The sequence below is a fragment of the Methyloversatilis sp. genome, assembly GCF_051861465.1.
Lineage (GTDB): Bacteria > Pseudomonadota > Gammaproteobacteria > Burkholderiales > Rhodocyclaceae > Methyloversatilis.
Genome location: NZ_JBHYCQ010000005.1, coordinates 298,887 through 317,933 on the forward strand (window position 1 = coordinate 298,887; position 19,047 = coordinate 317,933).

Genomic DNA, 19,047 nt, shown 5'->3' on the forward strand with positions numbered 1-19,047 from the left:
CGGCGTCACAGCAGCACGCGCTCGATGCCGCCGTTGTTGGCCTGGTCGATGTAGCGTTCGGCCCAGTCGGCGCCGAGGAGATGGCGCGCCATTTCGACCACGATGTAGTCGGCCTGCGTGGCGCTGTCGTTGTCGTAACGTGACAGTCCTTGCAGGCAGGACGGACACGACGTCAGCACCTTCACTTCCCCGGTGTAGCCGTCGGCGCGCAGCGCGCCCGCACCTTTGCGCATTTCTTCTTCCTTGCGGAAGCGCACCTGGGTGGAAATGTCCGGCCGGCTGACTGCCAGCGTACCGCTTTCGCCGCAGCAGCGATCGTTCAGCGTCACCTTCGAACCGTCTGCCGTGCCGATCAGCTGATTGACCACCTTGAGCGGCGCGTGCGTTTTCATCGGCGTGTGACAAGGGTCGTGATACATGTAGCGCACGCCTTCTACGCCCTCGAGCTTGATGCCCTTTTCCATCAGGTACTCGTGGATGTCGAGTAGCCGGCAGCCGGGGAAGATCTTGTCGAATTCGTACTTCTGCAGCTGGTCCATGCAGGTGCCGCAGGACACGATGACCGTCTTGATGTCGAGGTAATTCAGCGTGTTGGCCACGCGGTGGAACAGCACGCGGTTCGACGTGCTGATCTGCTGGCCCTTTTCGGCTTCGCCGCCGGCCGTCTGCGGATAGCCGCAGCACAGATAGCCCGGCGGCAGCACGGTCTGCGCGCCGACGTGGTACAGCATCGCCTGCGTCGCCAGCCCGACCTGCGAAAACAGCCGCTCCGAACCGCAGCCGGGGAAGTAGAACACCGCTTCCTGTTCTTCCGACGCGCGCTTCGGATTGCGGATGACCGGCACGATGGCTGCGTCCTCGATGTCGAGCAGCGCGCGCGAGGTGCGTTTCGGCAATTTGCCCGGCATCGGCTTGTTGATGAAGTGGATCACCTGCGCCTTGATCGGCGGCCGGCCGAGCGTCGGCGGCGGGTTCTTCGTCTGCCGGTCGATCAAGCCGAGCGCCTTGCCCACCGTGTGGCCGAGCCGCTGCGCCTTGTAGCCGATGCCCATCATCGCCACGCGCAGTGCCTTGATGGTGGCCGGATCGGTCGCGTTCAGGAAGGCCATCGACGCGGCCGTGCCCGGGTTGAACTTGCGCTTGCCCTGCTTGCGCAAGGCGTTGCGCATCGCGATCGACACGTCGCCGAAGTCGATATCCACCGGACAGGGGTTGGCGCACTTGTGGCACACCGTGCAGTGGTCGGCGACGTCGCTGAATTCGTCGAAGTGGCGCAGCGACACGCCGCGCCGCGTTTGTTCCTCGTACAGGAAGGCCTCGATCAGCAGCGAGGTGGCGAGGATCTTGTTGCGCGGCGAGTACAGCAGGTTGGCGCGCGGCACATGGGTCGAACACACCGGCTTGCACTTGCCGCAGCGCAGGCAGTCCTTGATCGAGGTCGCGATCTGGCCGACGTCGCTCATTTCCATGATCAGCGATTCGGTGCCGAGCAGCGAGAACGACGGCGTGTAGGCGCGCGACAGGTCACCGCCCGGCAGCAGTTTGCCGGCGTTGAAATGCCCATCCGGATCGACGCGCCGCTTGTAGTCGATGAAAGGTGCCAGTTCGTCGTCGGTCAGGAATTCCAGCTTGGTGATGCCGATGCCGTGTTCGCCCGAAATGACGCCGCCGAGCGAACGCGCCAGCGCCATGATGCGGGCGACCGCCGCATTGGCTTCCTGCAGCATGTCGTAGTTGTCGGAATTCACCGGGATGTTGGTGTGCACATTGCCGTCGCCGGCATGCATGTGCAGCGCGACGAACACCCGGCTGCGCAGAACGGCTTTCTGCTCCGCCTCGATGCGTTCCAGGATGGGCCGGTACATCGCACCGTCGAAAATCTCTTCCAGCAGCGGCTTCAGTTCGCGCTTCCACGACACGCGCACCGAGTAGTCCTGCAGCCGGTGGAACAGCGTCGGCGACGCCGCCCGGTTGAGCAGCGGACCGACTTCGACACCGAGCGAAAGAATGATCGCTTCGGCCCGCTCCAGCGGCATGTCGAGGTTGTCGCGCAGCCACTGCCAGCGTCCGCGCACCGCGGCCACCTGCTGCAGCGCCTGTGTGCGGCGGTCGCCGAGCAGCTGGTCGGCGTCGATGTTGGCGTCACCGGCGTGCAACGGCAGCTCGCCGCGCAGCAGTGTCACCAGTGCATCGCAGAAGCGCAGCTTGCTGGCGATCGACAGTTCGATGTTGATGCGTTCGATGCCGTCGCAGTAGTCACCCATGCGCGGCAGCGGAATCACGACGTCTTCGTTGATCTTGAAGGCATTGGTGTGGCGTGCGATGGCGGCGGTGCGCGCGCGGTCGAGCCAGAAGGTCTTGCGCGATTCGGCCGACACCGCGATGAAGCCTTCGGCGCCGCGCTGGTTGCACAGGCGCACGACTTCCGACGCGGCGGCCATCACCGTCGTTTCGTCGTCGCCGACGATGTCGCCGATCAGCACCATCTTCGGCCGGCCGTGGCGGCGCGCCTTGGTGGCGTAACCGACGGCACGCACATAGCGCTCGTCGAGGTGCTCGAGGCCCGCGAGCAGCACGCGCGCATTGCCGGCCTTGGGCAGGGCGTCGAGGTAATCCTTGATTTCGACGATGGCCGGCACCGCCTCGCGCACCTGGCCGAAAAACTCCAGACAGACGGTGCGGGTGACCGGCGGCAGCTTGTGCAGGATCCAGCGCGCGCTGGTGATCAGGCCGTCGCACCCTTCCTTCTGCACGCCGGGCAGGCCGGACAGGAATTTGTCGGTGACGTCCTTGCCCAGCCCTTCCTTGCGAAAGCGCGCGCCCGGCACTTCGAGCGTTTCGGCCTCGCCGCGCGGCGTTCTGCCGTCCGCTTCGAAATGCTGGATGGCGAAGCGCACGCGCGCCGCGTCATGGATCTTGCCGAGGTTGTGGTCGAGCCGGGTCACTTCGAGCGGAAAACCATCGGCATCGACCATGCGCCAGCTCGCGAGGTTGTCGAGCGCGGTACCCCACAGCACGGCCTTCTTGCCGCCCGCATTGGTCGCGATGTTGCCGCCGATGCACGAGGCGTCGGCCGAGGTCGGATCGCAGGCGAATACCAGTCCGGCGTGTTCCGCCGCGTCCATCACGCGCCGCGTGACCACGCCGGCGCCGGTGCGGATGGTGGCGTAGGGCGTTGCCAGACCGGGCAGCACGGTCGATTCGACCGGTCCGATGTCGATCAGCTTTTCGGTGTTGATGACCGCCGACGTCGCGGTCAGCGGCACGGCGCTGCCGGTGTAGCCGGTGCCGCCGCCGCGCGGAATGATGGTCAGCCCGAGTTCGATGCAGCCGCGTACCAGCGGCGCGATCTCGTCTTCGGTATCCGGATACAGCACGACCATCGGGTATTCGACCCGCCAGTCGGTGGCGTCGGTCACGTGCGACACGCGGGCCAGACCGTCAAACGCGATGTTCGCTTCGCGCGTGTGGCGGCCGAGCACCTTGACGATGCGCCGGCGCAGTTCGCGCACGGTGGCAAAATGCGCCGCGAAGGCGTCCACCGCGGTGCGCGCGGCCACCAGCAACTCGCCCACCTTGCGATCGCGTTCCAGCGCTGCCGCATCACCGCTGCGCTGGCGCCGCTGTTCGATTTCGCCCAGTCGATGGTGCATCGCACCGACCAGCGCAGCCTGCCGCTTCGGATTGTCGAGCAGGTCGTCTTCGAGGTAGGGGTTGCGCTGCACGACCCAGATGTCGCCCAGCACTTCGTACAGCATGCGCGCGGAGCGGCCGGTCAGACGTTCGCCACGCAGGCTGGCGAGCGTGTCCCACATGGGCTCGCCGAGCAGCCGGATCACGATTTCGCGATCGGACAGCGAGGTGTAGTTGTACGGAATTTCGCGCAGTCGGGTAGGTTCGCGCGAAGCTTGCAAATCGATGAGCGCGGTAGCGGATTCCATCAACAAGCCGTGTAGAGGTTCGGGGACGCATTATACGTCCGCCGGTTGTGCACTGCGCCAGACTGGAAACGATATGCGCCGATAACCGTCCACCGGCAGTCCGCATTCCCGGTTCGACTGAACTTTCGATCGTCGGCCACTTCACTTCCACTTCAGGATGTCTCTTGGATACCCTCACTCACGCCCTGTCCGGCGCACTGCTTGGACGCCTGATCGCCCGTCCTTCCGATCCCGCAAGGCCGGGACCGAAAACCTGGCAGATGGTCGTCGCCGGCGCTGCGGCCGCGACTTTTCCCGATCTTGATTTCGTGCTTGGCTATGTGTCGGAGTTGACCTATCTGCGCGGCCACCGCGGTGTGACCCACTCCGTTGTGCTGCTGCCACTGTGGGGGCTGCTGATCGCCTGGCTGCTGGCGCGGGTGCCGAAGATGCACGCGCCGGGCATCGACTGGCGTTCCTTTTACACCGTGGTGTGCGCCGGCATCGGCATCCACATCCTCGGCGACCTGATCACGCAGTTCGGCACGATGATTCTTGCCCCCTTCTCCGACCGACGTTTCGGCTGGGGCACCACCTTCATCATCGACCTGCCGCTGACCGGGCTGCTGATCGCCGGTCTGGCCGCGAGCGCGCTGTGGCGGCGCAGCCGCGCACCGGCCGCATTCGGGCTGGTGGCGGTGTGTGCATGGGTCGGTGTCGGCGCAGTCGGAAAGTCGGAAGCCATCGATGCCGCGCGGCGCCATGCCGCGGAGCAGGGCATCGCCGCGGTCGCGATCGACGCGATTCCCCGTCCGGCTTCGCCTTTCAACTGGACGGCGGTGATCGACGACGGCGAGCGCTTCCACATCGCGCACCTCAACACGCGTCGACCGGACATCCTCGAAGCCGGACCGGACGACAACCTCATCCGTCGCCTGTCGTCGCATTACCGGCCGGTGGCGATGGCGCAGTGGCAGGTGCGCGAACGTTTCGGAGAGGGCGGACAAGGCGAACTGCGGGAACAGGTGCGCGCCGTCTGGTCGGCGCCGGACTTCGCCGTCTTCCGCTGGTTCGCAATGTTTCCGGTGCTCGACAGCGTCGGCGGCGCAGCAAGTGGGGCCTGCATCAGCTTTCGCGACCTGCGCTTCGAAACGCCCGGGCGTGACAGCCTGCCATTCCGCTACGGACTGTGCGACAACGGCGCCGGATGGGCGCTGGTCGAGCGGACGATGGCGGGTTGGCGCACGTTGAGTGGTCGCTGAGCGAAAAAAAGCCGGGCCGGCAGTCGATAGACCACCGGCCCGGCAATCATCGCCACCGGGCGATCAGTACTTCAGGGTCATCGTCAGCTGGAAGGCACGCTCGGTGCCGGGCACGGCAAAGCCGCCGTTTTCGTACAGGGCCTCGTAGTAGCGCTTGTTGAACACGTTGAGCACGTTCAGACGAACGTCGTAGCGCCGCTGTTCGTAAGCGAGCATCAGGTCTGCGCGCACGAAACTCGGTGCCTGCGCGATGGCGACCGGGGTGGTGCCGCCCGTGCCGTAGGCGAGACGGTTGCCCTTGGCTTCGAGGCCACCGCCGACACGCCAGGCCGGGGTGATGCGGTAGGTGGTCCACAGATTGCCGGTGTAGCGCGGTGTGTTGCGCGGACGCAGACCCACGATGTTCGGATTGTTCGCCGCGAACACTTCGTCGATTTCCGCCCGCATCAACGCAATGCCGCCGAACACATCCCACTGCGGCGTGATGCGGCCGGCCGCCTCGATCTCGAAACCGTCGGTGTGGCGTTCCTTCGACAGCACGGCGGTGTTCGCCTGCTCGAGGTCCGTGTTGCGTTCGTTGAACTTGGTGGCGCGGTACAGCGCGGTACGCAGCGACAGCGCACCGTCGAGCAGTTCCCACTTGGTGCCCAGTTCCACCGTGCGGCTGCGCTCGGCGTCATAGCGGATGCCGTTGTTCAACTGGTACAGGTCGGCCGTCGGGTTGAACGAGTCGCTCCACGCAAAGTAGTAGGTTTCGACATCGCTGGGCTGGAACAGCAGGCCGCTGCGATAGCTCCACTCGCTGTACTTCAGGTTGAAGGCGGTCGTTGCCAGCGTGGTCGAATTCAGCGAGTGGTAGTCGGCGTCCATCCGGTCATGACGCAGACCGAGCAGCAGCTTCCATTTCGGCATGAATTCGATCTGGTCCTGCGCATAGACGCCGATGGAGTCGCCTTCATAACCCGCCGGGTTGAACCGCACGCGGTTGCCGTAGGCGGCCGGCACCGCCACATCCGGGTCGGGGGTACCGACCGTGGTGTTGGGTGCCGTGACATTGACCGAAGTGTAGGACCAGCGATCCGCCTTTTCGCGCAGCAGTTCGAGACCGAACAGCGCCTCGTGCTTCATGCCGGCCAGCGCGAATTTCGTCGTCAGGTCGCTCTGCACCGTGTACGTGTTTTCCTCGCCGCCGCGTGCCTGACGGCCGCGCGTGATGACGGTGGCGTCATTCACCGTGGCGGTGGTCGTACCGCCCGGCAGGCGCGGCGCCACGCCCCACAGATCGCGCTTGTAGTCGGCATAGCGGGCAACCGTGCGCAGTTCGGTGTCGGACGAGAAGCGGTGCGTCCAGATGCCGGTCGTGATGTTGGTGTCGTTCTGCTCGTAATCGGACGACGTGCCGTAGAAGCGGCTGGCCGATACGTCGAGTGGCGAGCGGGTGACCTGCGAGCGGGTGAGGGTGCCCGGACGGGCGATGAAAGGTACGCCGTAGTCGGGCACGTTCTTCGTCGTGTAGTACAGATGACCGATCGAGAATTCGTCGGCCGTTCCGATGCCCCAGCGCAGCGTCGGCGCGATGCCTTCGCGGTCCGATTCGACGCCATTGCGCGAGCTTTCGGCATCGGTCTTCATCGCGCTGATGCGAAACGCCATGTTTTCACCGAGCACCTTGTTCACGTCCGCGGTGACGCGGCCGTACTCGTAGCTGCCGACGGTGGCCGACACTTCGGCACGGTCGACCAGGCCCGGCTGCTTGCTGACCCGGTTGATGACGCCGCCGGCCTGACCGCGGCCGAACAGCATCGCGGCCGAGCCGCGCAGCACATCGATCTGTTCGACGTGGAACACCTCGCGGTTGTACTGGGCGACGTCGCGGATGCCGTCCAGATACAGGTCGCCGAAGGAATAGAAGCCGCGCAGCATGATGTTGTCGCCGATGCGCCCGCCTTCGCCCGAATTGAAGGTGAGGCCGGCGACATGGCGCAGCGCGTTCTTCATCGTGTCGGAGTTGCTGTCCAGCATGAGCTGTTCGGTCACGGTGGTGATCGCCTGCGGAATGTCCTTGGACAGCTGATTCGTCCTGGCCGAGCGGACGATGCCCGACTGGTATCCGTTGTTCGGCGAATTCGGGCGCTCGCGCGTGTCGCTCACCTGAACTTCAGGCAGTACGGGGGTCGTGCCGGCGGGGGCCGTCTGTTGCGCCTGGGCGACATTGCCGGTCGACAGCGCCATCAGCATGGCGGCCGCCAGCGACAGCGGCTGCTGCGGGGGAGTGCGGGTCATCTGAGTCAGTCCTGGAGTGAAGTTGTCGGGACTGGCTTGCAGAGAGGCTGGCTGGTCCGCGGTCTGTCCGGTGAAAACACCGGCAGCGACGCGAGGCGGACTATAATCGAGAATGATTCTTGTTAAAATTAGCGTTGTAATCATCTGATGCGCGAGCGCAACACTTCCGGCCAGCGTCGGCGGCGCGGCCGCCATCCATTCGGGTCTCCCGTTCGCGCCATTCGTTCGCGGGCGCTCGAAACGCGCCAGAATGGTGCGCTTCGCCGCACACTGTGCAACCTGCGCCTGTCGTGTGCGCCCGGATCCGGATGCTTCGAATGACCCTGCCTGAGAATGAAATGCGCCTGAGCGATGCCGAGACCGGCGTTCCCATGGTGGTGATCGGCCTGGACGATGATGCCGGACTGCCGGATCTGCAGATGCGACTGCGCGAGCTGGGCTTCATGGAGGGGGAACCGGTGTGCGTGCTGCGTCGCGGGCAGCCCGGTGGCGAGCCGCTGGCGGTGCGCATCGGCGCATCGACTTTTGCATTGCGCCGCATCGAAGCCGCCTGCGTGCGCGTCGCCGCCAGGCACGTTGCGTGATGACCGCACTGCCCATCGACAGCAGCCGACTTGCGCCGCCCATGCTGGCGCTGGTGGGGAATCCGAATTGCGGCAAGACGGCGCTGTTCAATCTGCTGACCGGCAGTCACCAGAAGGTGGCCAATTACGCGGGCGTCACGGTCGAGCGCAAGGAAGGCTGGCTGCGTACGCCGGCCGGCAAACGCCTGGCGGTGCTCGATCTGCCCGGCACCTACAGCCTGGCGCCGAATTCACCGGACGAACAGGTGACCTGCGATGTGCTCGCCGGCCGGCTGCCGGGTGAGCGTCGCCCCGATCTGGTGCTGGCGGTGGTCGATGCGACCCAGCTGGCGCGCCAGCTGCGACTGGTGCTGGGCCTGCGACGGCTCGGTCTGCCGCTGGTCGTCGTGCTCAACATGACCGACCTCGCACGGGCGCGCGGTATCGATGTCGATGTCGAGGCGTTGTCGCGCGCACTGGGCGTCCCGGTCGTATCGACCGTCGCGGTGAGAGGCGGCGGCGCCGATGCACTGTTCAGGTTGCTCGATGCGGCGCTGCCTTCGGCGGCGCCCGCAGCCTGCGCCGGCAGCGTGGCGGATGACTACCGCCAGGTGAAGGACATCCTGACAACGCTGGGCCTTGATCGCGTGCCCGCACACGCCTTCACCGACCGCGTCGATCGCGTGCTGCTGCATCCGCTGGCCGGTCCGCTGCTGCTGTTCGCGCTGCTGTTCCTGATCTTCCAGGCCGTGTTCGCGTGGGCCGAAGCGCCGATGGGCTGGATCGAATCGGCCACGGCACTGCTCGGCGACGTCGTCGGCCGTCTGCTGCCGGACGGCCTGCTGCGCAGCCTGCTGGCCGACGGACTGATTGCCGGACTGGGCGGCGTGCTGGTGTTCCTGCCGCAGATCGTCATCCTGTTCTTCTTCATCCTGGTGCTGGAGGAGTCCGGCTACCTGCCGCGTGCCGCCTTCCTGCTCGATCGGCTCATGGGCGGCGTCGGCCTGTCCGGGCGTGCCTTCATTCCGCTGCTGTCGAGCTTTGCCTGCGCCATTCCCGGCATCATGGCCACGCGCACCATCCAGAATCCGCGCGACCGCTGGGTCACCATCATGATTGCGCCGCTGATGACCTGCTCCGCCCGGCTGCCGGTGTATGCGCTGCTGATCGGCGCCTTCATTCCGGCGCGCCGGGTGGCCGGCGGACTCGAACTGCAGGGGCTGGTGCTGTTCGCGCTTTATCTCGCGGGCATCGTGTCGGCGGTGGCGGTGGCCTGGCTGCTCAAGCGGCTGGGCTCGAAAGACCGGCAGCACACGCTGCTGATGGAACTGCCGGACTACCACTGGCCGTCGCTGCGCAACCTGGCGATCGGCCTGTGGCAGCGCGTGCTCATATTCCTGCAGCGGGTCGGCGGCATCATTCTCGCGCTCACCGTGCTGCTGTGGTTTCTGGCAAGCTTTCCGGGCGCGCCGGCGGACTTCGCAGGCGCGCCGATCGAATACAGCTTCGCCGGCCGGCTCGGTCATTTCCTGCTGCCGCTGTTCGAGCCGATCGGTTTCAACTGGCAGATCGCGGTGGCGCTGGTGCCCGGCATGGCGGCGCGTGAAGTCGCCGTCAGTGCGCTCGGCACCGTCTATGCGCTGTCGGCCACGGCCGACGATACCGCGCAGGCGCTGGTGCCGCTGATCGTCGCCGGCTGGAGTCTGCCGACCGCGCTGTCGCTGCTCGCCTGGTATGTGTTCGCGCCGCAGTGCCTGTCGACGCTCGCCACGGTACGGCGCGAAACCGGCGGCTGGAGCGCGCCGCTCCTGATGGCGGGCTATCTGTTCGCGCTGGCGTATGCGGCCTCGTTCGTCACCTACCGCATCGCGCTGGCCTGCTGCACATGATCCTGTCCGTGACCGATCTGCTGGCGCTGGTGATCGTCGGCCTGGCCGGGTGGAAGGTGATGCGCGTCGCCCGGGCGCGGCTGAGTCCGCCTGCCGCGTCGGCAAGCAAGCCGGATGCAGACGCCAGTGATGGAGGCGATGACGGCTGCCATGGCTGCCGTCAGTGTCCCGGGCGCACGTCACGCCGCTGAGCGCGCGTCAGGTGGCCGGCTCGGCCATCAGCAGCGGGCGTGAGGTCTGCGGGTCGATCCAGACGCGGCAATCCAGTCCGAAGGCGTCCGCCAGCGCGGCCGACTGCAGCACTTCGAACGGCGAGCCGTCGGCCCGGATGCGGCCGTCGGCCAGCAATACCAGACGGTCGGCATAACGGGCGGCAAGATTGAGATCGTGAACGATGGCCAGCACACCGGTCATGCGGCTGTGTGCGCGATCGCGCGCGCAGGCCAGCACGCGGTGCTGCCAGGCGATGTCCAGGGCGGCGACCGGTTCATCGAGCAGCAGGAAATGTTCGCCGGGCGTACCGCGCCAGATCTGTGCCAGTGCGCGCGCCAGATGCACGCGCGCCTGCTCGCCGCCGGACAGCGTGCTGCACAGCCGATCGGCCATCGCTTCGCAGCCGGTCAGTGCCATCGCGGCACGCGCGATGGCGCGGTCGTCGGCGCCCGGCCGGCCGCCGTGATGCGGGAAGCGGCCGAGGGCGACCACCTGCTGCGCGGTGTAGTCGAGATCGCTGCGCTGGTGCTGGGCGTGCACCGCGCGCAGCGTGGCCAGCTCGGCTGCGGGAATGTGGCGCAAAGGGCGCCCGTTGCACGACACGGCATCGCTTGCGGCGTCGATGTCGCCGGACAGCGCACGCAGCAGCGTGGTCTTGCCGGCGCCATTCGGGCCGATCAGCGCCAGCATTTCGCCGGGTCGCACGTCGATCGACACGTCGTCGATCAGTCTGCGCTGACCGGCCATGACGGTGAGTTGGCGGGCGCTCAGCATGTCAGTGTTCCTGCGCGGCGCGCCGGCGCAGCAGCAGCATGAAGAAGGGCGCACCGAACAGTGCGGTCAGCACGCCGATCGGCAGTTCGGCCGGACTGACCCAGGTGCGTGCGGCACTGTCGGCCAGCACGACCAGCAGGGCGCCAGCCAGCCCGCTGGCCGGCAGCAGCAGGTGATGCGACGGTCCGGCGAGGCGGCGCGCCAGATGGGGCGCAATCAGCCCGATGAAACCGATGGTGCCGGTCAGTGCGGTGGTGGCGCCGACGGACAGCGCGATCAGCACCACGCAGGCGCGGTTCAGCGTACCGACCGCCACGCCCAGGTGCGCCGCCTGTGCTTCGCCCAATGCCAGCGCATCGAGCGGCCCGGCCTTGCGCAGCAGCAGCGCGAGTGCCACGCCGACCGCGGCGGCGGCGGCGATGACACCCGGCCAGGTGGCGCCGGCCAGGCTGCCCAGCGTCCAGAACGTGAATTGTCTGACCTGGGCGTCGCTGCCCATGAACAGCAGCAAACCGATACCGGACATGGCGAGCGCGTTGATGGCGATGCCCGACAGCAGCATCAGCGTGACCGAACTGCGGCCATTGCGGCGCGAGGCGGCATAGACCAGCGCCGTGGTCAGCGCGGCACCGGCGAAGGCGGTCAGCGGCAGCAGCGCACTGGCGGCCCAGCCTCCCGTGCTCATGGCGCGCTCGCCAAGAATGACGACGGCCGCCGCCGCCAGTGCGGCGCCACTGCTGACGCCGACCAGACCGGGGTCGGCGAGCGGATTGCGCATCAGGCCCTGCATGGCGGCACCGGCGATGCCCATGCCGGCACCGGCGATCACGCCGAGCAGCACGCGCGGCAGACGCAGCGTCCAGATCACCAGATCGGCATCCGAGCCGACCTGCTGCCCGAGCAGTGCGCTGACGACGGTGGCCGCCGGCAGGTCCACCGCACCACTGGCCAGCGCATGGACGACGGCGCCGATCAGCGCGGCCGCCAGCAGCCAGAGCGTCAGGCTGGCGGGCGGGCCGATGCGCGGCAACTCGACACTGCGCAGGTTCATGGCGTGCGCATCCGCTGCGCCAGATCGAGCACCGCGGCCGGAAGACGCGGCCCGAAACCGAGCAGGCGCAGCGCGTCCAGCGTCACCAGCCGGCCGGCGCGCGCGGCGGGCAGGGCGGCCAGACCGGGGCGGGCGAGAAAGGCGGCGCGGCCGCCGGCGGTGGCGATCGCCTCGTCGGTCGTGACGATGATGTCGGGTGCCGCCGCCAGCGCTGCTTCCAGCGTCAGCGGGCGGTAGCCGTTGAAGCGGCCGGCCATGACGTTGACGGCGCCCGCATAGTCGATCATGGCTGAGGCGGCCGTGCCGTCGCCGGCGACCATCGGACTGGCACCGCCATGATCGAGAATGAACAGGGCACGCGGACGTCCCGGCAAGGCAGCGACCTGTTGCCGCGCCGCCGCCCAGTCGGCGTCGAAGCGCTCCGCCAGCGTGCGCCCGGCGTCGTCCAGCGCGAGCGACGCGGCGATGGCGCGGATGGTGCCACCGACCTGATCGGCACGGTGGCCGGCGTCGAGCTGGAGCACGCGCACGCCGGCACCCCGCAACTGGGTCAGCGCGACCGGCGGGCCGGCGTCGGCGGTGGCGATCAGCAGCGTCGGGCGCATCGACAGCACGCCTTCGGCCGCCAGCGCACGCTGGTAGCCGACCCGCGGCAGTGCCTGCGCCGCCTCCGGCCAGGTGCTCGTGGTATCGGTCGCGACCACGCGGGCGCCCGCGCCGAGCGCATAGACGATTTCGGTGACCGCACCGCCGACGGTGACCAGACGCTGTGCGCTGTCGGCCAGCGCCGGGCCGCACAGCGCGGCCAGAACGCTCAGCAGGGCAAGACGCTTCATGCGGCGACGGTGTCGGTCGACGGGCAGACCTGACGCACCAGCGCACGCCAGTCTTCGCGTTCCGGCTTGCCCGGTTTGCGCTCGCCGAAGAACAGCGCAATCGTCTCGCCGCTGGCGTCGAGCAATTCGATCGAGGTGACGATGCCATCCGAGGTCGGCTTGCGCACCAGCCAGGTTTCCGCCACCAGATCGTGCCGCAGGTGCAGGTTGAATCCGGGGTCGAGCACGTTCAGCCAGTTGCCCATGACTTCGATGCGATGCACCGGCCCGGTGTGGATCTGGATCATGCCGGGGTTGCCGACGAAGCACATGATGGACACCGACTGTGCGGCCGCCTGTTCCAGCAGCGGGCGCGACAGGCCGTTGTCCAGCCGTTCCGCATGGCCGTCAGGCGCCAGCTGCATGGCCTGTCTGCGCGACACCTTGTGACGGCGCAGCAGCGGGAAGAAGTCGTGCGTGTCCTGCATGGCCAGCCAGTCGCGACGGAAGGCGTCGGTGTCGATCGCGGCCAGCGGCGTTTCCGCGTCCGGTTCCGTGCTGCGCAGTTCGACGTGTTCGCCGGCCTGCTGATTGTCGGCGGTGTAGGTCACCACCAGTGCGTGCCAGGCGTCGAGTTTCGTGCCGGCGCGCGAGAACACCTTGTGCACGGCGTCGCCGTGGCGGTCGTAGAACTGGAAGCTGAGCGAGGTGCCGCGTGGCGTTTCGTCGGTCACGGCATAACCCTGCGTCCATTGACCGTAAAAGATGCGCAGGTCGATCACGCTGCCCAGCGCCAGTCCGACGTGGGCGTTGCCGGACATCTGTTCGAAGCTGCCGGTCTTTTCATGCACTGCGGCTTCGTTGCGGGTCAGCACCATCACTTCGCCCAGTTCAGGCATGCGCTGGAACAGCGCGTCGAACGGACCGTGCAGACGTATGGCATCGCGGCCGACGCCGCAGGCGATGGCTTCTCCTTCGCTGATGCCCAGTGCCGCCGCGGCGTCGCGGTTGCGCAGGCGCCGTTCGGCTTTCAGGGCGTGGAAGGTGTGGTACAGGCTTTCGGGATCGGTAATGCGGGTCATGGAAGTCTCCGGCTCGAGGTGGGCGGGGCGGCGCGTCAGGCGCGACGGCGGGCGAGGGCGCCAAGCAGGCCGAGGCCAGCCAGCAGCGACAGCCAGGTGGCGGGTTCGGGCACCGGTGCCGCGAGCACGGCCAGCTGGTCGAGGCTCAGGTGGGCGCCCGGGCTGGCGAAGGCGAACTGCAGCGCGAGCGGGTCGGTGACCGTCCAGCGCCACCAGGCTTCTTCCTCGCTGCCACCGAAGCCGCCCAGCGTGGTGCTGAACGACACGACCTTGCTGGCGGCGACGCCATTGAGCGTTGCGATGTCGTTGGCCGTCGTGCCCTGGGTGGCGATGCGCAGCCACACGTCGTAGGTGCCGGCGGCCGGGGCGGTGAGATCGACGATGAAGTTCGCGGCGCCGCCGCTGCTGTACAGATTGCCGCTGCCGGTCAGGAAGGATCCGGCGGCCGGATGGGTCTGGCTCAGCGAGCCGCTGCCGGCGATGTCCGGCGTGGCGTCAAGGCTGGTGCTGTCGAATACATTCCATTCGGCATAGATGTCGGCGCTGGCCCAGGGCGTGGCGGCGCTGGCACCGTTGCCGTCGAAACCGGCGAGCGGGGTATCCCAGACCGCACCGGCGGCGAAAGCGGAAGAAGACAGCACGCACAGCGCGCCGGTCGAGCACAGACGACGGAAAGACATGATGGGCCTCGTTCAGAGCCATGCATCCCTTCCCCGCGAAGGCGACTGCTCAGGTGTTGTTTCTGATGATGTGAGTCCGCGGCCCCGCGCCGCCGGACGGTGCTGCACGAACGGTTCCGGTTCAGCCGGCGGCGAAATCGATCACGTAGCGGTACTGCTTGCCGCAATCGATGATCACTTCCTTCTGCCCGCGCTTGAGCAGGCGCACTTCCACGCTGAGCGACCCGAAGCCGTCATGCCGGATCAGCTCGTCGAGCAGGCCGGCAAGGCGGGATTTCAGGGCGTCCGACGACGAAGCGTTCAGACCTGACGTGGCGTCGTGCATGGTGACCGGAATGTCCGGCGCGGCTGGACCGCGCTGTGTTGAACCGGTTCAAATAATAATGATTCTCAGTTCGGTGTCAAGCGAATCGCGCTGCAGGGGAGGCGGGCTTGAGCTGCTCCCGCGCATTGCGGGGCGTCAGCCTGCCTGCGGACGCAACACGAAGCGGTCGGTCAGCGCGGGCGTGCCGTGCGGCGTGACCGAGGGGTTGAGGACATCGAGCAGATAGGCACCTCGCTCCAACCGCGCAAAAGTCGATGCGTCGATCCAGTATTCGCAGCCGGCGATTTCGCCCAGCTTCACGTCGGTCTCGGAGAGCGCGATCGAGCCGACCGGCCTGCACAGCGGCTGCACGCTTTCGGCCATCGCCCCGTGGCGGAACATCAGCGGACCGTAGCGCGCGGACAACCGGATGATGAGCATGACGGCGTCAATGCTGGCGGTCAGCGAGACAGCTCGAATATGACCGGTACGGTGGAGCGAGCATTCGGGATCGGATGAATGTGGCATGTGCGGATGTCGTGGCGCAACGTGTGGATCATGTGCAATGGTTCGTGTGCGTCGCATTTGCAGGCCGGCGCACACAACGGTTGAATCAGCAAAACCCGCGCCACATCAGGCGATGCGCCGCAGGCTGCGGGCGGCAAAGGAAAACTGCGCAATTCTCCGGATGGCCGTTTGGGCGGGTGTCCAGTAACGGTGCACCGGACTGTCCATGGCTGGAACGTCACCTTGATGAAACGTCGGTGCGCGCGCGGATTCTGTCAGGCTCGCACGGCAGTCGGAATATGAAAAACAGTTCCGGTTTGAGTCGCGAAGCGCCATCGGCACGTTCAGAAGCGCAGCGTCAGCGACAGCTTCGCGCTGCGGCCCGGTGCCTGCACGCCGACCGCGCCGGCGAAGCCGTCCTGCAGGCAGTACACCTCGTCGGTCAGGTTGTCGATGTTGAGACGCAGCAAGGCGTCCGGGGTGACGCGCCAGCTGGCGAACAGGTCGAACACGCGCGCACCGAACTGCGTGCCGATGCGTCCGACGCCTTCGATGAACAGCGCGCCCGGGCGCGAGCACACCGTGGGTTCGGTGCCTGCGCTGGCGCGCCGTTCGCCGATGTCGCGCATGCGCAGACCGGCTTCGAGCCGTCCGTCGAAGCCGCGCACACCGGCACTGGCGCTCAGCGTGTCGCCCGGTACGCCGTAGATCGCGTCATCGGTGCCGGCGACCGGGTTCGTGATGCGGCCGTCGATCTGCGACCAGGCGAGCGTGGCGAAGCTGCGCAGTCCGTCGTAGGACACTTCCAGTTCGGTGCCGGTACGCCGTTCACGACCCGGCTGGGCGACCCGGCCACCCACGTTCGAGATCGATTGCAGCAGATGGCGGGTATGGATGTCGTACCAGGTCGCGCGCGCCTGCCAGCGCCCGTCGGCGGCGCTCGCCGGCTGCGGCGACCAGGCGATGGTCAGTTCGTGGTTGGACGATTCCTGCGGCCGATAGAGCCCGCCGCAGATTTCGTTGTCCGGCGCCAGATCGAGCGACGGGTCGTACGGAAGACCGATACCCGATGGGTCGTACAGCGGATTCGCGTCGTTGACCAGATTGCCGGGGGCAAGCGGATTGCCGGTGGTTTTCGCGCAGCGGCTGGCGAAACCCCCGCGTGCAAAGTACTCATCGACCAGCGGCGGTCGGAAGGCTTCGTTGTAGCGTGCGGTCAGCGACACATCGCTGGCCGGTATGCGCCAGGTCAGCGCCAGTGCCGGCGACACCTTGACGAAGCGCAGGTCGGGCGACTGGCCGGCAGCAATCATGTTGGTGCGTGTCTGGCCTTCGGCGCTCACGTGGTAGCGGTCGATGCGCGCGCCCGGCGTCAGCGTGAAAGCGCCGTAGGTCATCGCGTTCTCGACGATCAGCGCGTCGGACACCTTGTCACCGGGCGGTTGTGCTTCGTTGAAACCGCCGGGATGGTTGTTCGCATTGGTGTTGGCGTTCGACGTCACGCGCACGATGTCGCGGCTGTTGCGGATGCCCTGGTAGCCCACGGTCAGCACGCCGCGCAGCTCACCCAGCGTGTAGCGCAGGTCGTTGAACAGTTCACCGGTCCAGATGGCATAGCGCCAGTCGTCGTCGCAGCGGTCGACCCGGAAGGCGGCCGGCAGCAGTCGCGACGGTGACACGCAGATGCGGCTCTGGCCGATCAGGTGCAGGTCGGCCAGTTCGGTCGTTTCGTAGGCCAGTGTGCCGCGCAGTGCGATCCACGAATCGGGCGGCAGATAGCGCAGCGACAGATTGGTCGTGGTGTCGTCGATGCTGCGCTGGACGATGCCGAAGCCGCCCGAGCCGCTCGCCGTCGCGTCGTACGGCGCGCGTTCGGGCCCGCCGGTGTAGCGCGTCTGGCTCAGTTCGATCACCAGATCGTCGGTGGCGTAGAAGCTCGCCTTGATGAAGCGGCTTTCCGACGACGTGGCGGTCAGGTCGAGGCGATCGCCGTCGGGCAGGCGGAAGTCATCGGAATCGCGCCGGGCGACCGACACGATGAGGTCGAGGTGGGCGTTCGGCCGGCCATAGAGGGTCACCATGCGCAGCCGTTCGCGGCTGTTCCAGTTGTAGCCGTACTTCACCTCGCTGCCGAAGGTCTGGCCCGGCTTCAGGAAATCGGACGCCGATCTGGTGGTGGCCGATACGGTGCCGCCGAGGGCGCCCGACCCGGCGGTGACCGACGGGCCGCGCTCGACCTGCAGCGCCTTCAGCAATTCCGGCTCGAGGAACACACCGCTGCCGAAGCGGTACTTCTCGAAGCCCTTGACCGCGCCGTCGACCTTGAACAGCACGTCCTCGTTGTCGGAGAAACCGCGCAGATTGAATTTCATGCCGCTGGCGCGCGGTCCGCCATCGACCGCCACGCCGGGGATGTCCTTCAGGATGTCGAAAATGGTGCTGGCCTGGCGCCGCTCGATGGCGGCGGCATTGATGACCGTGACCGGGCGGTCCGGCGGCAATTCGATCTCGACCGGGCGCTGCAGCTCGCGTTCGTCGGTCACCTCGACTTCGGGCAGCACGGTCGTGTCGGTGTCGATCGCTTCGCTGACGTCCTGCGCGCCGGGCAGTGGCCCCGGAGGTACAAGCGTTTGGGCGTCCTGCACCGGCGTGACGCGGTCAGGTGTGTGCGTGCCTTGTGCCCCGGCCGCCGAGGCGGCGAGACAGGCGAATGCGCACAGTCCGGCTGCAGGCCAGCGGGCGGAGCGGCGGACAGGACGCCTTGCGACGGTGGAGGGCTGGGGTGTCACGGGAAGTCTGCAACGGATGCGGTGCGCAGCGCGCACCGCAGGGTGGACCGCCGGGCCTGATCGTCCGGCGGCGGGCGGCAATCAGCCCTTGTGGATGCGGCGACGTGCGCTCAGCGTGATCAGCCCGAGGCCGCCCAGCATCAGGGCCCAGGTTTCCGGTTCCGGCACCGGTGCCGCGACCAGCTGGTCCAGCTGGAAGGCTTCGGTCTGCGAGTGGGTGTCGGTGCCGAAGGTGATGCGGAAGCTGTCGACCGGCACGGTGACGCCCAGCGCCCCGAGATTCCACGTGAAGGTGGCGTGGTTCGGGTTGTTCGGGTCGGACGCCACGACCTGACCGGTGAAGAAGTCGGTGTAGCTGAGGTTTTCCGTCTCGACCAGCGACGCGGTCAGGAACTGAGTGCCGTTGTTGTAGCTCAGGCGGGGCTCGTAACCGGTTTCGAATAGCCCGTCGACGCCATTGGCGCCGCGGCTGATGTTGATGTAGCTCTGGAACATGATGCTGGTCAGACCGTCGGCGGCGTCGGCAACCGCCATTTCGAAGGTCGAGCCGGCACCGCTGAACTGGTACAGACCGGCCGACGCCGGGTAGGCGCCACCCGACATCTTGCGGAAGACCGTGTCGCCGGCGCTGCCGTCGACGTTGGCAACCAGGCCCGCGGTCAGTTGTGCGGCCGTGATGCGGCCCGCCGTCAGGTTGTTGAAACCGTCGCTGGCGACCGAATCGGCGGGTGAGGTGAAGGATTCGTGCGCGGTGGCGGCGAGTGCCTGACCGGCGAAGGCAAAGGACAGCAAGGCGGCGGTGGTGAGGGCTGCACTGGGCAGGCGTGACGTGATCATGATTGACCTCTCGAAGCGGGTTGAAGGCGTGGAGCCGGCGCGGTGGCGCGGCCATTGACAGGAGACGCGCCCGCTGGA

Annotated in this window: 15 protein-coding genes; 4 read left to right on the forward strand and 11 right to left on the reverse strand. The window is 67.2% G+C overall.

What is annotated here, in order from left to right; translation table 11 throughout:
- Window positions 1–5 precede the first annotated feature (5 nt).
- Window positions 6–3,941, reverse strand: coding sequence for a DUF3683 domain-containing protein (locus ACTIFF_RS09525; RefSeq protein ID WP_439536606.1), 3,936 nt, complete (start codon window positions 3,939–3,941; stop codon window positions 6–8).
- A gap of 164 nt (window positions 3,942–4,105) precedes the next feature.
- On the opposite strand from ACTIFF_RS09525, the gene ACTIFF_RS09530 reads away from it, so the two are divergent.
- Window positions 4,106–5,182 carry a metal-dependent hydrolase gene (locus ACTIFF_RS09530; protein WP_439536607.1) on the forward strand — a complete coding sequence of 359 codons (1,077 nt, stop codon included), beginning with the start codon at window positions 4,106–4,108 and terminating at the stop codon, window positions 5,180–5,182.
- A gap of 63 nt (window positions 5,183–5,245) precedes the next feature.
- Here ACTIFF_RS09530 and ACTIFF_RS09535 read toward each other — a convergent pair whose 3' ends face one another.
- Entirely contained in the window at window positions 5,246–7,465 is a 2,220-nt protein-coding gene (locus ACTIFF_RS09535) for a TonB-dependent receptor (RefSeq protein WP_439536608.1), read from the reverse strand.
- Between the two features lie 317 nt (window positions 7,466–7,782).
- Between ACTIFF_RS09535 and ACTIFF_RS09540 the strand changes: the two genes are divergently transcribed.
- Genes ACTIFF_RS09540 through ACTIFF_RS09550 form a run of 3 tightly spaced genes read left to right on the forward strand, consistent with a single transcriptional unit; the run spans window position 7,783 to window position 10,108 of the window.
- Entirely contained in the window at window positions 7,783–8,049 is a 267-nt protein-coding gene (locus tag ACTIFF_RS09540; RefSeq protein ID WP_439536609.1) for a FeoA family protein, read from the forward strand.
- A complete protein-coding gene (gene feoB / locus ACTIFF_RS09545) occupies window positions 8,049–9,917 on the forward strand; it encodes a ferrous iron transporter B (RefSeq protein ID WP_439536610.1) in 1,869 nt (622 codons plus the stop codon). The genes ACTIFF_RS09540 and feoB overlap by 1 nt, the downstream gene beginning before the upstream one ends.
- On the forward strand, window positions 9,914–10,108 hold the full coding sequence (locus ACTIFF_RS09550; RefSeq protein WP_439536611.1) for a hypothetical protein: 195 nt from the start codon (window positions 9,914–9,916) through the stop codon (window positions 10,106–10,108). The genes feoB and ACTIFF_RS09550 overlap by 4 nt, the downstream gene beginning before the upstream one ends.
- A gap of 7 nt (window positions 10,109–10,115) precedes the next feature.
- On the opposite strand, the gene ACTIFF_RS09555 is transcribed toward ACTIFF_RS09550, so the two are convergent.
- The 9 genes from ACTIFF_RS09555 to ACTIFF_RS09595 all read right to left on the reverse strand — a co-directional run bounded on the left by ACTIFF_RS09555 (window position 10,116) and on the right by ACTIFF_RS09595 (window position 18,969).
- Entirely contained in the window at window positions 10,116–10,904 is a 789-nt protein-coding gene (locus ACTIFF_RS09555) for a heme ABC transporter ATP-binding protein (RefSeq protein ID WP_439536612.1), read from the reverse strand.
- Between the two features lies 1 nt (window position 10,905).
- Complete coding sequence (locus ACTIFF_RS09560; protein ID WP_439536613.1) at window positions 10,906–11,955, reverse strand: FecCD family ABC transporter permease; 1,050 nt, start codon at window positions 11,953–11,955, stop codon at window positions 10,906–10,908.
- Window positions 11,952–12,791, reverse strand: coding sequence for a heme/hemin ABC transporter substrate-binding protein (locus tag ACTIFF_RS09565; protein ID WP_439536614.1), 840 nt, complete (start codon window positions 12,789–12,791; stop codon window positions 11,952–11,954). Before ACTIFF_RS09565 ends, ACTIFF_RS09560 begins: the two co-directional genes overlap by 4 nt.
- Window positions 12,788–13,852, reverse strand: coding sequence for a hemin-degrading factor (locus tag ACTIFF_RS09570; RefSeq protein WP_439536615.1), 1,065 nt, complete (start codon window positions 13,850–13,852; stop codon window positions 12,788–12,790). Before ACTIFF_RS09570 ends, ACTIFF_RS09565 begins: the two co-directional genes overlap by 4 nt.
- A 35-nt stretch (window positions 13,853–13,887) precedes the next feature.
- Complete coding sequence (locus ACTIFF_RS09575) at window positions 13,888–14,532, reverse strand: PEPxxWA-CTERM sorting domain-containing protein (RefSeq protein ID WP_439536616.1); 645 nt, start codon at window positions 14,530–14,532, stop codon at window positions 13,888–13,890.
- Window positions 14,533–14,653: 121 nt separating this feature from the next.
- Window positions 14,654–14,857 carry a hypothetical protein gene (locus ACTIFF_RS09580; protein ID WP_069040101.1) on the reverse strand — a complete coding sequence of 68 codons (204 nt, stop codon included), beginning with the start codon at window positions 14,855–14,857 and terminating at the stop codon, window positions 14,654–14,656.
- A 135-nt stretch (window positions 14,858–14,992) separates the two neighbouring features.
- The gene (locus ACTIFF_RS09585; RefSeq protein WP_439536617.1) at window positions 14,993–15,421 is read right to left on the reverse strand and encodes a DUF779 domain-containing protein; all 429 of its coding nucleotides are present in this window, start codon (window positions 15,419–15,421) and stop codon (window positions 14,993–14,995) included.
- Between the two features lie 266 nt (window positions 15,422–15,687).
- The gene (locus tag ACTIFF_RS09590) at window positions 15,688–17,988 is read right to left on the reverse strand and encodes a TonB-dependent receptor domain-containing protein (protein ID WP_439536618.1); all 2,301 of its coding nucleotides are present in this window, start codon (window positions 17,986–17,988) and stop codon (window positions 15,688–15,690) included.
- 225 nt (window positions 17,989–18,213) lie between these two features.
- Entirely contained in the window at window positions 18,214–18,969 is a 756-nt protein-coding gene (locus tag ACTIFF_RS09595) for a PEPxxWA-CTERM sorting domain-containing protein (protein WP_439536619.1), read from the reverse strand.
- Between the last annotated feature and the right edge of the window lie 78 nt (window positions 18,970–19,047).

Coding starts and splice junctions, on each gene's coding strand:
- ACTIFF_RS09525 (WP_439536606.1), bottom strand. CDS start 3,941: ATGGAATCCGCTACCGCGCTCATCGATTTGCAAGCTTCGCGCGAACCT.
- ACTIFF_RS09535 (WP_439536608.1), bottom strand. CDS start 7,465: ATGACCCGCACTCCCCCGCAGCAGCCGCTGTCGCTGGCGGCCGCCATG.
- ACTIFF_RS09540 (WP_439536609.1), top strand. CDS start 7,783: ATGACCCTGCCTGAGAATGAAATGCGCCTGAGCGATGCCGAGACCGGC.
- feoB (WP_439536610.1), top strand. CDS start 8,049: ATGACCGCACTGCCCATCGACAGCAGCCGACTTGCGCCGCCCATGCTG.
- ACTIFF_RS09550 (WP_439536611.1), top strand. CDS start 9,914: ATGATCCTGTCCGTGACCGATCTGCTGGCGCTGGTGATCGTCGGCCTG.
- ACTIFF_RS09555 (WP_439536612.1), bottom strand. CDS start 10,904: ATGCTGAGCGCCCGCCAACTCACCGTCATGGCCGGTCAGCGCAGACTG.
- ACTIFF_RS09560 (WP_439536613.1), bottom strand. CDS start 11,955: ATGAACCTGCGCAGTGTCGAGTTGCCGCGCATCGGCCCGCCCGCCAGC.
- ACTIFF_RS09565 (WP_439536614.1), bottom strand. CDS start 12,791: ATGAAGCGTCTTGCCCTGCTGAGCGTTCTGGCCGCGCTGTGCGGCCCG.
- ACTIFF_RS09570 (WP_439536615.1), bottom strand. CDS start 13,852: ATGACCCGCATTACCGATCCCGAAAGCCTGTACCACACCTTCCACGCC.
- ACTIFF_RS09575 (WP_439536616.1), bottom strand. CDS start 14,532: ATGTCTTTCCGTCGTCTGTGCTCGACCGGCGCGCTGTGCGTGCTGTCT.
- ACTIFF_RS09580 (WP_069040101.1), bottom strand. CDS start 14,857: ATGCACGACGCCACGTCAGGTCTGAACGCTTCGTCGTCGGACGCCCTG.
- ACTIFF_RS09585 (WP_439536617.1), bottom strand. CDS start 15,421: ATGCGACGCACACGAACCATTGCACATGATCCACACGTTGCGCCACGA.
- ACTIFF_RS09595 (WP_439536619.1), bottom strand. CDS start 18,969: ATGATCACGTCACGCCTGCCCAGTGCAGCCCTCACCACCGCCGCCTTG.